We start from the raw sequence: 17,960 nt of genomic DNA on the forward strand, positions 1-17,960 counted from the left end.
TGTTTGTTGTGTTGTTTTATATGTTATAAAAAAGACGCGATGAATCGCGTCTTTACAGATTATCTCATGCCTTTCATTCCGCCCATGGCTTTCATCAGGTTTTTACCTGCACCACCTTGCATCATTTTCATCATTTTGCTCATTTGGTCGAATTGTTTCATCAATTGGTTCACTTCCTCAATTTTTCTACCAGAACCTTTTGCAATTCTATTTTTACGTTTTACATCAATGATTGAAGGCTTGCTTCTTTCTGCTGGCGTCATTGAGTGAATAATGGCTTCAATATGTTTGAAAGCATCATCTTGAATTTCAACATCTTTTAATGCTTTTCCAGCACCTGGAATCATTCCAACAAGGTCTTTCATGTTCCCCATTTTCTTGATTTGTTGAATTTGCACTAAGAAATCGTCAAAACCAAATTCGTTTTTAGCAATTTTCTTTTGTAATTTTCTTGCTTCCTCTTCGTCGTATTGCTCTTGTGCTCTTTCTACTAAGGAAACCACGTCTCCCATTCCCAAGATACGATCTGCCATACGAGAAGGATAAAACACATCGATAGCTTCCATTTTTTCACCAGTACCGATGAATTTAATTGGTTTATCTACTACCGATTTAATTGAAATTGCCGCTCCACCACGCGTATCACCATCTAACTTTGTTAAGATAACTCCGTCAAAATTCAATCTATCGTTGAACGCTTTTGCAGTGTTTACCGCATCTTGTCCGGTCATTGCATCCACCACAAATAAGGTTTCTTGTGGTTGAATTGCTTTGTGAACATTAGCGATTTCGTTCATCATTTCTTCATCCACAGCCAAACGACCAGCGGTATCGATGATGACAACGTTGAAACCATTTGCTTTTGCATGTTTGATGGCGTTTTGAGCAATTTCAACAGGATTTTTATTTTCTGGTTCTGAATAAACTTCAACCCCAATTTGTCCACCCACTACATGCAACTGATTAATTGCTGCAGGACGATAGATATCACAAGCCACCAATAAAGGTTTTTTGCTTTTTTTAGTTTTTAAAAAGTTAGCTAATTTTCCAGAAAAAGTAGTTTTACCAGAACCTTGTAAACCCGACATTAAAATCACAGAAGGATTTCCAGAAAGATTAATTCCTGCAGCATCACCACCCATTAATTCGGTTAACTCGTCTTTAACGATTTTAACCATTAATTGTCCTGGTTGTAATGTAGTTAATACGTTTTCACCAATAGCTTTTTCTTTTACTCTTGTGGTAAAATCTTTAGCAATTTTAAAATTTACGTCGGCATCTAATAAAGCTCTACGAACTTCTTTAAGAGTATCAGCAACGTTAACATCGGTGATTTTACCGTGTCCTTTTAATATATGAAACGCTTTATCTAACTTATCGCTTAAATTATCAAACATGATTCTGATTTTGTTTAATGAAGTGCAAAGATAAGATAAAGTTATAAAGTCGCAAAGTAGTATTTAGAGATTGTATAAAATAGTTTACTTGTTGAAATTGAATAAATGACAAGTTCATAAATGTAACAAAAAAGCAACTGATTAGACTTATTAATTAAAAATTAATGCTATGATTTTAACTACTACAAATTCTATAGATGGTTTTACAATTGCTGAGTACAGAGGAATTGTTTCGGGTACAGCTGTAAATGTTCAAAAAATGAAAATGACATTTAATATGCAAAAATATTATGCTGGAGTTAGCGAAAGTATTTCAGAAGTTAAAGAACAAGCTTTAGAACAACTTAAAGTAAATGCTGAAAAATTAAATGCAAATGCTGTTGTTGGAATTCAGGTTGATATTGAACTTACAGCTACTAATTATGTAGCCATTTCAGTAACCGGAACCGCAGTAAGTATCATCAAAAAAATGAATTAAAATTGAAATAAAATTTAAAAAGCCAGCTAAAAAGCTGGCTTACTTATAATTTAAAAATTGTTAAATTTTTTCAAAGGTTAGGTAATCTGTTCCTCCGTTACCGCCGCTAACATCAACTAATTCAATTTTAGTTGGGGTGTAACTAATAATATCCCAATCATCTGACAAATCATCTACAAAAGTAGCTGGTGCAGGTGTTGTAAATAAAATATTAAAATCTAAATCATTACTTGGACTATCATCGGTACTATTATCTGTTGTAACTGACCAAGATCCTGTGTATGTATTTGTATTTGCAGCTGTTAAAACTCCATTGGGTCCAAATGTAAAAATGTAATTGGAATAATTAGTAGTTTCATTAACACCTGAATCTTCATAAAATGTAATTCTCCAAGTACCTGAAGTTACCGCATTAATAACAGGTGTTGGGTTTGCTGAATTGTTAGTATCGTCATCGTCACTACACATTGAAGCAACGTTTAATACAAACAACAACGATAGAACTGAGATTAGTTTAAACTTTTTCATGGTTTTAATTTTTTTATAATTAACGCTAAATTATAAAAAAAAGTATAACTAATCTTGAATCTTAAAAACTTTTCTTAAAATATCTTCCATTAAACACCATTTGGTAATAGATGATTGAAGCAAATTAGCTCCAACAAAAATGGTAAACCAATACCAATTTTCATTTACATACATACCTAATAATACACTTAAAATTATAAATGTTCCTGCAATTGCTCTAATTAATCTGTTTATCATAATTTTTTTTTTAGTTATACTTTTCTACTGAAAACACTGCTAAATGTACTTTAGAAATTGTTTCTTGTTTTTTATTAAATTGAGTAACCTCATCAAACAAAATATCTAAATTTTGTTGTAGAATAAAGGCATAAAATACTACTGAATCTGTTTCATTCATATCAGAACCAAACCAATTTGATTCCATACTTTCTTCGGAAGCATCTCTAAAACCTTTTACATCACGATACGAATAGGATTTTACTTTAGCTTCTTTTAGCATCTTTTTGACATCTTTTTCAAATTCTGCTATGGCTGTAATTAATACTAATTTCATATTTTGGCCCCACCTAACCTCCCCAATTGGGGAGGAAACTATCGAGGTAAGTTTTTTTATGATTAAACATTTTTATTATTTATTATTCTCCCATTTTTTACGTTCCGTGATGTAGTAAATTAATGGCACTACAATCAAAGTAAGTAAAGTTGAAACAATCGCTCCTGCTACTAACGAAATGGCTAATCCTTGGAAAATTGGGTCGAACAAGATGATTGAGGCTCCGATTACTACTGCTCCTGTTGTCAATAAAATTGGTGTCGTTCTCACAGCTCCAGCTTCGATAATAGCTTGTTTCATTGGAATTCCATCATTTAATCGGATTTCAATAAAGTCAATTAGTAAGACCGAATTTCGAACCATAACTCCTGCTAACGCAATCATTCCAATGAACGAAGTAGCAGTAAAGAATGCTCCTAAAACCCAGTGACCTAATACAATTCCGACTAATGAAAGTGGAATCGCAACCATCATTACAATTGGAGTTTTGAAATTTTGGAACCAACCTACAATTAACATGTAAATTATAATAATTACCACTAAAAATGCAGCTCCTAAATCACGGAATACTTCTAAGGTAATTTGCCATTCTCCATCCCATTTCACAGTGAAGTCACTTTCATCAGATGGTGTGTCCATGTACAATTCGTTTACTTTGTAGCCTTTTGGTAATTGCATTTTTTCTAACTTTTCGTTCATTCCTAAAATCGCATACACCGGACTTTCTAATGCTCCCGCCATATCGGCTAAAACATAAACTACACGTTTTTGATCTTTTCTGTAAATCGTGTTTTGTAAAGTATCTGTTGTAACTTTAACTAAATCACTCACTGGAACAACATTTCCTCTACTTCCTTTGATTTTCAAATTTTGAATATCTTTAATCGAAGTTTTGTCTTTATCTTCTAATGAAAGAGTAATACCAACAGGATTATTCGAACGTTCATCATACAAATTAGATACCGGCATTTCTCTTAACAAATAAGTCAAATTACCAACAACTTGTTGAGGAGCGATTCCGTTTAACATGGCTTTTTCTCTGTCAACCTCTAATTTGTATTCTACTTGAGGAGCTTCTACCATCCAATCCGTATCAACCACATCAGAAGTAGTTTCCAAAATCGTTTTCACTTGATTCGCCACTTTGATCTGCTCTTCGTAATTAGGTCCGTAAACCTCAGCAACTAAAGTTGATAAAACGGGTGGTCCTGGTGGAACTTCTACAATTTTTACGTTGGCACCATATTTTTTAGCAATCTTTTGTACTTCTGGACGCACTACTTTTGCGATATCGTGACTTTGTAAATCGCGATCTTCTTTATGTAATAAATTCACTTGGATATCTGCCATATTACTGCCACCACGCATATCGTAATGACGTACTAAACCATTGAAAGTTATGGGTGCAGAAGCTCCAATATAATTCTGATAATCCACTACTTCTGGAACAGTTGAAAGATATTGCGCAATTTCTTTCGTAACCGCAGCTGTTCTTTCTAAAGTAGTTCCTTCTGGCATATCAATTACCACTTGGAATTCGTTTTTGTTATCAAAAGGTAACATTTTAACCGCTACCGATTTCGTAAAAAACATCAGAACTGAACCCAATAATAGTACTATCGTAACTATGAACATCAAATTTCGTTTCTTAGAATTATCTAAAAGCGGTTGCTCTACTTTTTTATAGATTTTATAAATCCAAGACGTTTCTAAACCTTGTTCTTCTTTGTGTTCTTGCTCGTCTTTTTCATGTAATAAATGGTATCCCAAATAAGGTGTAACGGTCAAAGCAACAAATAATGATAACATCATGGCAATAGAAGCTCCAATAGGCATCGGACTCATGTAAGGCCCCATCATTCCTGACACGAAAGCCATCGGTAAAATAGCCGCAATTACAGTAAATGTTGCTAAAATGGTTGGATTTCCTACTTCGTTAATCGCATAAATCGCAGCTTGTTTGAATGGCAGTCGCTTCATTTTGAAATGACGGTGCATGTTTTCGGCAATAATAATACTATCATCCACCACAATACCAACTACGAACACTAAAGCAAAAAGCGTAATTCTATTTAACGTATATCCTAATAAATAGTAACTAAATAAAGTTAAAGCAAAAGTTAATGGAACTGAAAAGAAAACTACTAATCCACCTCTCCAGCCCATAGCTAACATTACTAAAACCGTTACCGCAATAATGGCAACACCTAAGTGTAATAGTAATTCTCCAACTTTATGAGATGCTGTTTCACCGTAATTTCTTGAAACCTCAACATGAACATCGGTTGGGATAATATTTTTCTTTAAAGTTTCAACTCGCTCTAATATTTTCTCAGAAATTTTCATCGCATCAGCACCCTTAACTTTGGCTACTGAAATGGTTACCGCTGGATATTCCGAATTGAATTTGGAGAATTTCTCATTTGCTTTTCCATATCCAAAAGACACATAGTTTTTAGGTGTTTGAGGTCCGTCTTGAATAGCTGCTACTTGCTTTAAATAAACTGGCATGTTATTGTTAACACCTACTACCAAGTTTTCTACATCTTCTGAAGTTGATAAAAACTTACCCGTAGTCACTAAATATTCCGCATCATTTTGCACAAAACTACCCGATTGTGAACTTCCGTTATTGGCTTGAATCATTTGCATAATGCTCAATGCATCCACCCCGTTTTCAGCCATTTTATCTTTGTCTAAAACTACTTTTAGCTCGCGTGTTCTTCCTCCAATTTCTTTCGTAATCGCAACGTCTTTTACTTTTTCAATTTCCGAAGTAACTTCTTCTGCTATTTGACGTAACTGGAAATCATCGTATTTTTCACTCCAAAGCGTTAATCCCAACATTGGAACATCATCAATAGAACGTGTTTTTACGATAGGTTGCATTACTCCTTCTGGAAACATGGTGCGGTTTTTCATCAACTCGTCGTATAATTTTACATACGAATCTTCGCTGTTTTCACCCACATAAAATTGCACCACCATCATCGAATAGCCATTCATCGCCATACTGTGAATGTGCTCTACTCCTTTGATGTTTCCAATGATTTTTTCTAATGGTTTTACTACTCTACTTTCTATCTCAGACGGACTTGCGCCAGGATACATGACCATAACATCGGCCATTGGAACGTTAATTTGCGGTTCTTCTTCCCTAGGAATTAAGAACGAACTGTAAGTACCAATAATCATCAACGCCACCATTAATAAAATGGTTAATTTTGAGTTGATAAAGAAATTGGCTATTTTACCTGATATACCTTCTTGCATGTTATTTTTTGTTTAAAAGTTTAAAGTTTCAGGTTTCAAGTTATCTACTAAAAACCTTTACTGAACACTAATTACTGATTACTGAAGACTAACCTTAGCTCCATTGAATAATTTTCCGTCAGCTGAAACGATGTATTGTTCGTTTGCTGCTAATCCTGATAAAACTTCTACTTGATTCCCGAATGTTTTTCCAACTCGTAACCATCTCAAAATAGCAACATTACCACTTCCGATAGTGTAAATCCCTGTCAATTGTCCTTGTTTTACTAAAGCGCTTTCTGGAACTAAAACCACATCTGATTTCACAGTTGTTGTTTCTTTTTTAGCCGATGGAAATTGCACGTTTACGAACATTCCTGATAAAATTTCTTTATCCATTTTGTCTAAAGTTACTTTCACCAAATATTGCCCACCTGTATTTTTAGCTGACAAACTCACTTCCGAAACTTTTCCAGCAACTTCTTTATTTAAAGATTTCACGTTGATTTTAACTGGCATTCCATTTTTTACATTCGAAATATCACTTTCTGAAACCATTGCTGTTACTTGTAATCTTGATGCTCCTTCAATACTTACTAAAGGCATTCCTGGATTCGCCATATCACCTTCTTTTACGAATGTATTGGTTACCGTTCCTGAAAATGGAGCGGTGATATTCGAATAAGAAAACTGCGCCATCACTTCATTACGCATTTGTTTGGCTGCTTCTAAACCTGCTTTTGCCATTTCGTAGCGAGCAGTCATATCGTCCAATTCTTTTTGAGAAGCTGATTGTTGTGCAAACAAGTTCACAAAACGATCGTAATCTTTTTTCGCATTGCTATAAGCTGCTGTTGCTTGTGTGATAGAAGCATCCACTTGTGCTTTTTTTGCTTGTAAGTCAGTATTATTGATGCTTACCAAAAGTTGTCCAGCCGAAACATTTTGTCCCACTTTTACATTTACTTTGGTTACATACCCCATCATTCTAGTACTTAGATTCGCACTATTTTCGGATTCTATTTTTCCGCTTGCCGTAACATATGAACTATTAGAACTTCCTGAATTTCCAGCTACTTTTACTGGAATTGCTGGTAAATCTGCTACATTTTCTTTTTTATCACTTCCACAAGAAGTTAAGATTAAAGATGTTAGTGTAATGATTGTTATTATTTTTTTCATGTTGTTATTTTTAAATTTTATTTTTTGGAACTTTGTTTTTAAGAAATTTTGAGATTTTTACACCCCTAATCCCGATAGCTATCGGGACCTCAAGGGGACAATCCTGTAAAGAAATTTTATTTGGTTAAAAATTGTAAGTATTGTTTGGTAAAGTTATATTCGAAAACGGCTTGTAAATGCTCTAATTCTTTTTGTGCCATTTGCGTTTCTGACATTAATAAATCGGTTGTTTTTTCTAAACCTTGTGTGAATCTGTTTTGACGAATTCTATACGCTTCTTGCGATTGTTCGAAAGCTAATTTTGATAAATTAACTTTATTTTCTGCATCAAGCAATTGACGATTGGTTTTATTCAATTCTAACTGACTTTGCTTTTTGTATTGTTCGGTTTCAACCGTTGCTTTTTCAAAATCAGCTTTTGCTTTTTGTGTTTTGCCAACGTTTTTAAATCCATCGAAAATATTCCAAGATAATTGTGCCCCTACTAAATATCCTTGAGCCGAAGTTTGAAAAAGATGTTGGTCATACAATTCGTAACTTCCAAAAGCATTTAATCGAGGTAAGAATCCGAATTTAGACGATTGAAACATTTTTTGATAGGCTTCTGCCGATTTTTGCATCGCTTGAATATCTTTTCTGGAATCAGAAATTGTGGTATTTATAGTTTCTATAGCAATTGCATTATCTAAATTTTCTGCCGGTTTAAAGGTTTTTCCGGTCATATCTTCGTTTAATAAAAACGCTAAATAATCGGAAGCATTTTGTACATTGGACTTAGCATATTGCAATTGATTCGCAATTTCATTTACACGAACTTGCACATTTAATAAATCGGTTTTTTGCAACATTCCGTTTTTGAAATAGTTGTCTACTAATTTTAAATTTCCTTGTGCTGTTGTATTTGCTTTTTCCAAAACTTGTACCGCTTTATAAGCTAATTGTAATTGCATATACGCTTTTGAAACTTCAAGTTCTAAATATTCTTTAGTGCGCTCTGTTTGCAATTGAAAAGCATCCATTTTAGCTTTTGCAGCTTGTCTTCCATACAAACCATCTAAGTTGATAAGTGGTTGTTGAACTTCTATTTTAGTGGCAAAATTTTGTGTTTTATCAGGATCATTTAATAATGCCGGATTAAAATCGGAAGCCGTTAAAATTTCTTGATTGAGTTTAGAACCAAAAGCCATCAATGGATTAGTAGTTAAAATTCCGGTATGCGATACATTTACATTAGGCAAGAAAAGTGCATTTGACTGACGATAATCAGCTCTTGCTGATTGAAATGATTTTTCTGCCACTTTAATTTGTAAGTTATTTTCTGTAACTTTCTGCAATAAATCATTTTTTGAAATCGTCAAAGTATCTTGTGCGAAAGTTGCACCAGTTACCATTCCTAATACGATTAATAATTTGACTTTTTTCATAGTATAGTTTTATTCATATTTTATGTTACAAATGTACATTCGTAAAAAAAGGTAGTCGGTAACAAGAGTTACACAACTTTGTAATTATTGTTACAAAAAAGAAAGAGCGCCAATACAGACGCTCTTAATAACCAATAAAACTAAAACAATCATCAATCTTATTAATGAATTGTATTTCAAAATTACAATTCCCTATTTTTTATTTCAGCCACAATTATTACATAAAAAAACGCCCCGAAAAATCGGGGCGTTTTCAATTTATTTAGAATAAAATTATTCCGCTTTTTTCTCAGATGATTTTTTAGATGAACAACATCCACCTGATTTTCCTTCTGAACCACAAGATTTTTTATCTGAAGTTGAGCAAGATTTTTCAGTTTTAGCTGTTTCTTTTTTTGCTTTTTTCTTTGGCTCTTGAGCGTTAACATTCATTGATAACATAAAAGCAGCCACTGCCATAATAGAAACTAATTTTTTCATTGTATTTATTTTTTAAATTATTATTTATTCTTTTGTTTGTTTTGTACTATCACAAATATATATAAATTTAGAAACAGTACTCTTAATTTTTTATTAATTTAACATTTATTACTTTTTAATTATTCTTTTTGACACATAATATTTATCATCAAATATAAAAGTAAGGATTACCATTTTTGAATTAAGAAATGAAATATCAAAGTTCATAGCATTTTTTCCCATTTTGGTATCTTCTATTTCCCCTTCTTCAATAATTTTTCCATCTATACTGGTTAACATGTAATTTAGTTTAGCAGCATATGGCATCTCAAATGTTACTCTAACCGTATCATTTACAGTTGGATTAGGAGAAACCGTAAATGAAAACGGATTTTTACCATCAATTTGTGGTGTACTTAAAGTTGTATTTTTAACCAACTTCACTTCATAAACCGTAGGATCTGCACTAGTCAAATTAGTTTGATTATCTGTAAATGCAGATGCAGATGAACTTTGAATGCCTCCAAATAAATGCCCAATTACAAATTCATTATCTGTAATATTAGACAACTGAATTACTTCATTTGTATAATGAGGTAAATTCTCATTTGGTATAAACTCTGCTCCTGCACCTTTTAGATTAGGCATTTCAACAGGTAATTGATATTCTAGTAAATTTCCATCAGAAAAACGAGTAGTAAGACTTATCGTTTTTACAAAAGGAACCGTATCATCTTGTAATAATGTTCCATTTTGATAATAATACTGACTCATTCCTCCAAAAAACAGATTATGCATTCTGTTATTAGTTGCATCATACAAACAAGCTTTACCACTATGATAATTACTCAAATATTGATTGAATTGCGTTTGTGGAAAATAGCCTCCCACTTTTATATCAACTGGATATAAGAATGGTAAATCTACTGCAATTTGAAATACACCAGAAGAAATGGTGTAACCTAATTCTCCATCAGGAAATACTTGAGGCAACAAATTATAATCGCGTCGATGCAAATGAACTGCATCTACAACTTCTTCATAATTGGCATAACTCAAATTACTACCTGAATTATCAATAGTAAATTTTCGGATGGAATTGGAATACGTTTGAGTAAAGGTTGGATTGTTCATTGGATTGTATCTTCCATCAAAACGATGTCCGCCCACCAAATAAAAAGTATTCCCAATTTTTCCTAATTGACCTCCCGTAATCGCAAAAACATCATTTGATATTTGTTTGAAATAAGAAGTAATAGGAGTTCCCGCTACAATTGCATTTATCAAATTAGGCACATCAATCGATGTTAAATTATTAAAGGTTTTATGATCCGCAGCAGTTGTAGAATACGCATAACCACCAATGATAAATAATGCATCCCCATCTTGATAAAAATTCATATTAGTGGACTGTAATTGTTCTTTTATTCCTGTAGGAAGCGAATTTACAGAAGCAGACCATGTTTGTTGAGTAGCAACATCTACTACATACATTTCCGTATTGTTTTGTGCTCCAGGAAACGCATTAAAGGGTTGGCGTGCATGAACTCCGTCTTTTCTTCCACCAATAATAAGCCATTTGCCATTATGTTGTCCAAAAGCATACGAATGCAATCCGGGTAAACCCGAAACAACAACTGGAGTGAGTACCACATCATATTCAAAGGTACTTTGTGCTGTTGTTGACTGAAAAAAAGCCAACAAAAACACGATTAAAATATTTTTCATTTTATTCCATTATAAATTAAGCTTGTGCAATTAACACAAACATCAAAATCAACTTTTTCTAATTTAGGAAATGAAAAACTTAGGCGGATGCCAAATAGAGTGTTGGTATCTAGAAATAAAAATTTTCTCGTAATTGGATTGTTCCTTTTCGATTTTAAATTCGGGAAAAGTAATTTCAGGTTTAAAGTCTAATTCCCCTACAAATTGAACAGGACTAAAGTTTAAACTCATAATAATTTTCCCTTTTTCACAACCCGAAGATTCAGAACCTGATGTATGACAGGTTTGTTCACAATTTTGACTCGTAAGCATTTTCATTGCTCTTACTGACGGTAATGCCACCAATAGCAACAAATAAACGCATAATATGTGAACTGAAAATTTCATTTAACAAATATATACAAAATACAAATAGGCTTGGTAACATTTGTTACACAATAAATTATGATTGTTTCTTTTTGAAAAAATCATAAATCATATTAAATAACAATCCACCTAAAACACCTCCATACAAAGTACTATTTAAAGGTTTTGAGGTTATTGAACATGTTCCTGTGACACAGCCAACAAAATGATAATACGCATATCCAGAAATACATCCGAGAATAATTCCAATTACCGTTATTGCAATTTCCTTTTTATTCATGTTTTATTTAAATGACAAAGTTACCATTCAAAACCAAACTATTAGGTAACATAAGTTACTAAAACTGAAAATAGATAAATGGTTGGGTATCTGCAGAAGCGGTTGCATACACTACCCAATAAATCAATCCTAATATAATAGCTTTTGCAACTAAGGGTAAAGATGTAAAGGTTTTTTGCATTCCAGCTAATGTTTTCACTGGAATAAAATGCCAAATCACTCCAATTGCAATTAACAAAAAGACATTTTTATAACCTAGTATAATAGTATGCCATTGATTTAAATTGAAAGTAAGTTTTGTTATATTTTCGGCAATTTGAAATGCCGTAGTAAAATCTTTTGCTCTAAAAAACAACCAACAAAATACTACAAAATGAAACGTCAAAATAACCTGAATGGTTCTAACAAAAATATTTTTAGGCAATTTTATAAACTGACCAAAGAATTTTTCTACAACTAAAGCCATTCCGTGTAAAACTCCCCAAACCACAAATTTCCAAGAGGCACCATGCCATAAACCTCCTAATAACATGGTCATGAATAAGTTGAAATAGGTTCTGATTTTACCTTTTCGGTTTCCGCCTAATGAAATGTATAAGTAATCTCGTAACCAACTTGAAAGCGAAATATGCCATCTTCTCCAAAACTCAGTAATCGAACCCGATTGATAAGGTGTTCTAAAATTATCAGGCAACCAAAATCCCATTAATAACGCTAAACCGATAGCAATATCGGAATAGCCCGAAAAGTCACAATAAATTTGAATAGCATATCCATAGGAAGCCATTAAGTTTTCAAATGAAGTATAGCTATTTGGCGCATCAAAAACACGGTCTACGAAATTGGATGAAATGTAATCTGAAATCACGGCTTTTTTTAACAAACCACCAATAATCAAAAATAAAGCGCGATTAAAATCTTCTTTTGTAAGTTTTAACTTCTCATAAATTTGAGGAATAAAATCACTTGCTCTAACGATTGGTCCCGCTACTAATTGTGGAAAAAACGAAACAAAGAATAAGAAGTCTATAAAACTCTTTGTTGGTTCTAATTCTTTACGGTAAACATCAATCGTATAACTTAAGGTTTGAAACGTGTAAAAAGAAATTCCGACAGGAAGAATAATATCTTCAAACTTCATATTTCCACTAAAAAGTGTATTGTAATTATCAATAAAGAAGTTGGTGTACTTAAAATAAGCCAGCATTCCTAAATTAATAACCAAACTTAAAATCAAATAAAACTTACGATAGAATTTTTGAGATTCAACAAATATTAATCGAGAAAGTGAATAATCTACTACAGATGAAAACAACAATATCCAAAAATAAAAACCGCTTGATTTATAGTAGAAAAACAACGAAAACAAAACCACATAAGTGATTCGGAAATAATGGGTTTTTCGAGACAAAATATAAATCGAATAAAACACTACAAACAACCCTAAAAATAAGGCGCTATTAAAAAGTAATGGCTGTTTTGGATTATAAACAAACCAATTTGTAATGGTTTCCAAATCGATGTTTCCTACATGCTCAAGAAACCAATTTTGTATACTAAAAAGTGCTTTCACTATTGTTTTGTCGATTTATATAATTCGTAAGATTGCTTAAAAGCTTCAAAAAACAATTCGCCTTGTCTTTCATATCCTGCCTTTGAATAATGTACTTTATCTTTAGCCATATACCCTTTAGCTACATTACGTTTAATAGATTTATTACCTCCAAAAACATCCAAAAGATTCCAAACTGCATAATTTTTAACATGAGCATTATCTTCGATAATTTGGGCATATTTTTCAATGAATGTATTTTTATACTTTCTATGAAGTATTGAAGGTGGCGATGTCATCACTAAAACACAAGCTTGCGGATTATTTTCTTTAATTCCTTGAATCATTTGGTCTAAATGCGCAAAATATTGCTCCTCTGATTGTTTGTCAAAACTCTCATTTGTTCCTAAAGAAATAACCACTAAGTCTGGATTTAAAACTGGTAATTGCTCATTAAATAATCTAAATTTATTGAAATCAGAGGCTTTTGCTCCATTTACCCCAATACTGTGATAAATAACACCAAAATTCTCGTTTTCTAAAACCAATCCGTTTAATGCAAAATCATCAATTTCTTGATTTGGAACAATAGCAATTTTTTCTAAAGGCGTTTCTGCAACATAATCATTTGAGAACAAAGAAGGTTGTAATTCAATAGGAATATATTCTGTTTTTATAGAACTTTTAGATTGTGTTCCTTTTGTTGGAATAGTTAATACTTTTCCTTCTCGAATCATATCACTTTTTAATCCATTTGCTTTTTTTAAAACTTTCAAAGAAACGTTGTATTTGTTTGCAATTCCTCCCAAAACTTCACCAGACTTAACTTTGTGAGTAATTCTTTTAGGTACTTTTCTTTCGATAACAATATCTTTATTAGAAACGGAAACATCAAATAAATTTACATTTTGAGGCGAAATTACTTTAAGTTTCGTGAAATAATATTGAGGATCTTTCACCACCAATTGAATGGCAAAATCCCTAGATGTTGTTTCTAAAGAAATCCCACTTAAACCAACAGGTCGATTAACATCGGCATATAAATTTCTAAAACTCTGAAAATTTCCAGATGCAGAATATCGAATTGGTGCACTATTATTTGTTTTAGCAACACTGTAAGGAAATGTAAATCCGAAACCTGCATTTCCATATGATTGTTGGAATAGATTTCGAATTTTTGCAGTGAATAAATCAGCTTGAATATGAGAATCTCCTATATGAACAATATTTATTTTACCTGATTTACTTTGCTCTAATTGATACATTTTTTCATAAAAAGGCAAAAGAGCATTCACATTATGAAAATCATTACTAGAAAAAGTAACTTCAACCGAATCTACAACTTCCACTTCAATATCAACTGAATCTACAGGAACTAATAAAGAATCTTGAGCAAATCCAAAGATTGAAAATCCCAACAAAAACAACAAAAATCTAATCTTCATAAACCGAATCTTTATTGGTTATTACACTATCTTTCTTTACGGGTACAGCTGCTTTTTTGCGTTTTTTTCTCAATTCTTTATACATTTCATAGCCTTGATTTAATTGGGTAAAAATCAAATTCGCAGCTTCTTTAGCTCCTCTATGATTAAAATGCGTGTAATCTTTGTTTGCTTTTGATGGCTCTTTTTCTACCCACTGTATCATAGAACCATCTCCACCCATTAAGGTAAACATATTTACAAAACTCGATTCTGATTTAATGGCATATCGCTTTTGTGCTGTATTTAATGGAACTACAGCTGAATCCGTTTTCATTTCTGAATCGTATTTGGTTGATTTATCTGCTGTAGATACAATTAAGATAGCAACTCCTGGAAAACATTCTTTCAAATGAGCAACCACTTTAGCCATTCGTTTTTCGTACCAACCATAATTTAAAGAACCATAATTCAATACATTAGCTCCATACTGTAAAACAATTAAATCGTAATCTAATTTCGAATGAAACGCTCGCATGGTAGCAATATCAAAACTTCCTATTGGCAAACCTGAATTTCCTCTATTCGAGAAATTATCTACATGAACTCCTTTCCCATCATCAAAATTAAATCCGTAAATAGGAATGGAATCAGCTTTTTTGAAATTAACTTTGATGTTTTTCAAATTATTTTCAGAAAGTACTAGCGTATTTACTAATCCATTAGGTGCTAATTTTTTTGAAATCGTATCAGAACCAATGATATAATTTATTTTCCCTTCTTTGTTAGCTGAATTACCATAAAATAATGTTGGTCGAGGTAGTTCAGAAGCAAATCTTGTTTTATTTGCTTTGTATTTTACCCATACAATATTTGCCGTATCATTCGCATAAAATACATGTCCGTTAACACCAAAAGGATGAGAAGGATTTTTAACCTTTAAATACGATTGGGTTTTCCAATTTCCTGAAAATTCATGAGTTAAAGAACTTCTTGAAGCAGCTGATTCTGATGTAATATTCACAAAACCAACGCCTTGACCTCCAAATTTTTCTTGCAAATACGTTCTAAAATCTTTAACGATTAAGTCACCATCTGTCATAGAATCACCAAAATAAGCAATACGAACATTGCCTTCTTTTTTAGTTTCTAATTGAAATAATTTTTCAAAAAAAGACACTAGATATTGATTTCCTTTATATTCTTCAAATGTTTCTGGTGGAAATTTAATCCCATTTGCAATTTTAAAATCAATAATTGTTTTAGACAATGTATCTTCTACCACTTTTCCTTCATCTTCAGCAATAGCTTCCAAAAGCAAACTATCTACTACAACATTTTTAGAATCGAGCTTGCTATCGGTAAATAACTTTTTTGGTAAGAACGTTTTGAATGCCAAAAAAGACAATCCAGAAACGATTACCACAATTAAAGTTTGAAAAAAATATTTTGATGTGTTCATGTATTAAATTTCAAGTTCAAGAGCAAATTCAAAAATCAAGGGTAACTTCAAACTCAATACTCTTATTACATTCTTTCCGGAACATTAATTCCTAATAACTGAAATGCATTTTTAATCGTATTTCCAACGGATTTTGATAATTGAACACGGAAGACTTTTATATCGTGATTTTCTTCTCCTAAAATGGAAACTTGTTGATAGAACGAATTGAATTCTTTTACCAAATCATACGTATAATTTGCAATTAATGCCGGACTATGATTGGATGCTGCACTTTGAATTATCTCTGGAAACAATTGTACTTGTTTAATTAATTCCTTCTCTTTCTCATGTAATTCTACTTCGCTTGAAACAACAACATTTTTGAAATCAAAATCTGCTTTTCTTAAAATCGATTGAATTCGCGCATAAGTGTATTGAATAAAAGGTCCGGTATTTCCATTAAAATCAACCGATTCTTCAGGATTGAACATCATTTGTTTTTTCGGATCAACCTTCAACATATAATATTTCAATGCACCTAATCCTATAACTTGATACAGCTTCGCTTTTTCTTTAGCATTATATCCGTCTAATTTTCCTAATTCTTCTGAAATTGTCTGCGCTGTTGTAGTCATTTCTGCCATTAAATCATCAGCATCTACAACCGTTCCTTCACGCGATTTCATTTTTCCAGAAGGCAATTCCACCATTCCGTAAGATAAATGATACAAGCTATCTGCCCAGTCAAATCCTAACTTTTTCAAGATTAAGAATAATACTTTGAAGTGATAATCTTGTTCATTCCCTACCGTATAAACCATTCCTCCAACATCTGGAAAATCTTTCACACGTTGGATTGCGGTTCCAATATCTTGTGTCATGTAAACCGCTGTTCCATCAGAACGAAGTACGATTTTTCTATCTAAACCATCCGCCGTTAAATCAATCCAAACCGAACCATCAGGATCTTTCTCAAAAATGCCTTTTTCTAAACCAAATTGCACTACTTCTTTTCCAAGTAAATACGTATTGGATTCGTAATAATAACTATCAAAATCAACACCAAGATTTTTGTACGTTTGAGCAAAACCATCATACACCCATTGGTTCATGGTTTTCCAAAGAGCTACTACTTCCTCATCACCTGCTTCCCATTTGCGTAGCATATCTTGAGCTTCTAAAATAGATGGTGCTAATTTCTTTGCTTCTTCCTCTGTTTTTCCTTGAGCAACTAATTCAGAAATTTCTTTTTTATACTGTTTGTCAAATTCTACATAGAAATTCCCAACCAATTTATCACCTTTTAATCCTGATGATTCTGGAGTTTGCCCGTTTCCGAATTTTTGCCAAGCCAACATTGATTTACAGATGTGAATTCCTCTATCGTTGATGATTTGCGTTTTATATACTTTTTTCCCAGAAGCTTTAATGATTTCGGCAACTGAATAACCTAATAAATTATTTCTAATATGACCTAAATGCAAAGGTTTATTAGTATTTGGCGAAGAATATTCTACCATTACCGCTTTTTCACCTTCTTTAGGAGTTACAAAACCAAAGGTTTCGTTGTTTTTAATTGAATTGAAAAATTCTATATAAAAAGCATCCGAAATCACAATATTTAAAAATCCACCTACCACATTAAACTTTGCTACTTCTTGTGCATGTGAAACAAGGAAATTTCCAATTTGATTTCCAATTTCAACCGGGTTGCCTTTTAATGCTTTTACCAAAGGAAAAACCACCATCGTTATATCACCTTCAAAATCTTTCCTAGTAGCTTGAAATTCAACTTTTTCAACAGAAATATTGAATAATTCTTGAACTGCTTTTTGGATGTGTGTTGTTAGTGTGTGATGTAATGTCATTTTACCTTATTTTTTTGAACGTGCA

The 17,960-nt window shown here is 32.4% G+C and carries 16 protein-coding genes; 1 reads left to right on the forward strand and 15 read right to left on the reverse strand.

The window, feature by feature from the left end:
- Window positions 1–59: 59 nt before the first annotated feature.
- Window positions 60–1,397: a signal recognition particle protein gene (gene ffh / locus LOS86_RS10730; protein WP_231842099.1), complete on the reverse strand. Its 1,338-nt coding sequence runs from the start codon at window positions 1,395–1,397 to the stop codon at window positions 60–62.
- A 169-nt stretch (window positions 1,398–1,566) separates the two neighbouring features.
- Between ffh and LOS86_RS10735 the strand changes: the two genes are divergently transcribed.
- Entirely contained in the window at window positions 1,567–1,875 is a 309-nt protein-coding gene (locus LOS86_RS10735; protein ID WP_231842100.1) for a YbjQ family protein, read from the forward strand.
- A gap of 60 nt (window positions 1,876–1,935) precedes the next feature.
- Here LOS86_RS10735 and LOS86_RS10740 read toward each other — a convergent pair whose 3' ends face one another.
- The 14 genes from LOS86_RS10740 to argS all read right to left on the reverse strand — a co-directional run bounded on the left by LOS86_RS10740 (window position 1,936) and on the right by argS (window position 17,935).
- Window positions 1,936–2,403, reverse strand: a complete 468-nt coding sequence (locus LOS86_RS10740; RefSeq protein ID WP_231842101.1) for a hypothetical protein — start codon at window positions 2,401–2,403, stop codon at window positions 1,936–1,938.
- 48 nt (window positions 2,404–2,451) lie between these two features.
- A complete protein-coding gene (locus LOS86_RS10745; RefSeq protein WP_133609854.1) occupies window positions 2,452–2,640 on the reverse strand; it encodes a YgaP family membrane protein in 189 nt (62 codons plus the stop codon).
- Between the two features lie 10 nt (window positions 2,641–2,650).
- A complete protein-coding gene (locus tag LOS86_RS10750; protein ID WP_231842102.1) occupies window positions 2,651–2,956 on the reverse strand; it encodes a hypothetical protein in 306 nt (101 codons plus the stop codon).
- 75 nt (window positions 2,957–3,031) lie between these two features.
- A complete protein-coding gene (locus tag LOS86_RS10755) occupies window positions 3,032–6,229 on the reverse strand; it encodes an efflux RND transporter permease subunit (RefSeq protein WP_231842103.1) in 3,198 nt (1,065 codons plus the stop codon).
- A 78-nt stretch (window positions 6,230–6,307) separates the two neighbouring features.
- Complete coding sequence (locus LOS86_RS10760; protein ID WP_231842104.1) at window positions 6,308–7,390, reverse strand: efflux RND transporter periplasmic adaptor subunit; 1,083 nt, start codon at window positions 7,388–7,390, stop codon at window positions 6,308–6,310.
- 116 nt (window positions 7,391–7,506) lie between these two features.
- Window positions 7,507–8,814: a TolC family protein gene (locus LOS86_RS10765; protein WP_231842105.1), complete on the reverse strand. Its 1,308-nt coding sequence runs from the start codon at window positions 8,812–8,814 to the stop codon at window positions 7,507–7,509.
- Between the two features lie 273 nt (window positions 8,815–9,087).
- Window positions 9,088–9,294 carry a hypothetical protein gene (locus LOS86_RS10770; protein WP_231842106.1) on the reverse strand — a complete coding sequence of 69 codons (207 nt, stop codon included), beginning with the start codon at window positions 9,292–9,294 and terminating at the stop codon, window positions 9,088–9,090.
- A gap of 108 nt (window positions 9,295–9,402) precedes the next feature.
- Window positions 9,403–11,001: a hypothetical protein gene (locus LOS86_RS10775; RefSeq protein WP_231842107.1), complete on the reverse strand. Its 1,599-nt coding sequence runs from the start codon at window positions 10,999–11,001 to the stop codon at window positions 9,403–9,405.
- Between the two features lie 63 nt (window positions 11,002–11,064).
- Window positions 11,065–11,388 carry a hypothetical protein gene (locus LOS86_RS10780; RefSeq protein ID WP_231842108.1) on the reverse strand — a complete coding sequence of 108 codons (324 nt, stop codon included), beginning with the start codon at window positions 11,386–11,388 and terminating at the stop codon, window positions 11,065–11,067.
- A 55-nt stretch (window positions 11,389–11,443) separates the two neighbouring features.
- A complete protein-coding gene (locus LOS86_RS10785) occupies window positions 11,444–11,647 on the reverse strand; it encodes a DUF6132 family protein (RefSeq protein WP_231842109.1) in 204 nt (67 codons plus the stop codon).
- Window positions 11,648–11,705: 58 nt separating this feature from the next.
- Window positions 11,706–13,220 carry an MBOAT family O-acyltransferase gene (locus LOS86_RS10790; protein ID WP_231842110.1) on the reverse strand — a complete coding sequence of 505 codons (1,515 nt, stop codon included), beginning with the start codon at window positions 13,218–13,220 and terminating at the stop codon, window positions 11,706–11,708.
- Window positions 13,220–14,644, reverse strand: coding sequence for a GDSL-type esterase/lipase family protein (locus LOS86_RS10795; RefSeq protein WP_231842111.1), 1,425 nt, complete (start codon window positions 14,642–14,644; stop codon window positions 13,220–13,222). Before LOS86_RS10795 ends, LOS86_RS10790 begins: the two co-directional genes overlap by 1 nt.
- Window positions 14,634–16,085 (reverse strand): SGNH/GDSL hydrolase family protein, encoded by a 1,452-nt coding sequence (locus LOS86_RS10800; protein WP_231842112.1) that lies wholly within the window; start codon window positions 16,083–16,085, stop codon window positions 14,634–14,636. Before LOS86_RS10800 ends, LOS86_RS10795 begins: the two co-directional genes overlap by 11 nt.
- Before the next feature lie 65 nt (window positions 16,086–16,150).
- Complete coding sequence (gene argS / locus LOS86_RS10805) at window positions 16,151–17,935, reverse strand: arginine--tRNA ligase (RefSeq protein WP_231842113.1); 1,785 nt, start codon at window positions 17,933–17,935, stop codon at window positions 16,151–16,153.
- Window positions 17,936–17,960: the final 25 nt, after the last annotated feature.

The sequence above is a fragment of the Flavobacterium cyclinae genome (assembly GCF_021172145.1).
Taxonomy (GTDB): domain Bacteria; phylum Bacteroidota; class Bacteroidia; order Flavobacteriales; family Flavobacteriaceae; genus Flavobacterium; species Flavobacterium cyclinae.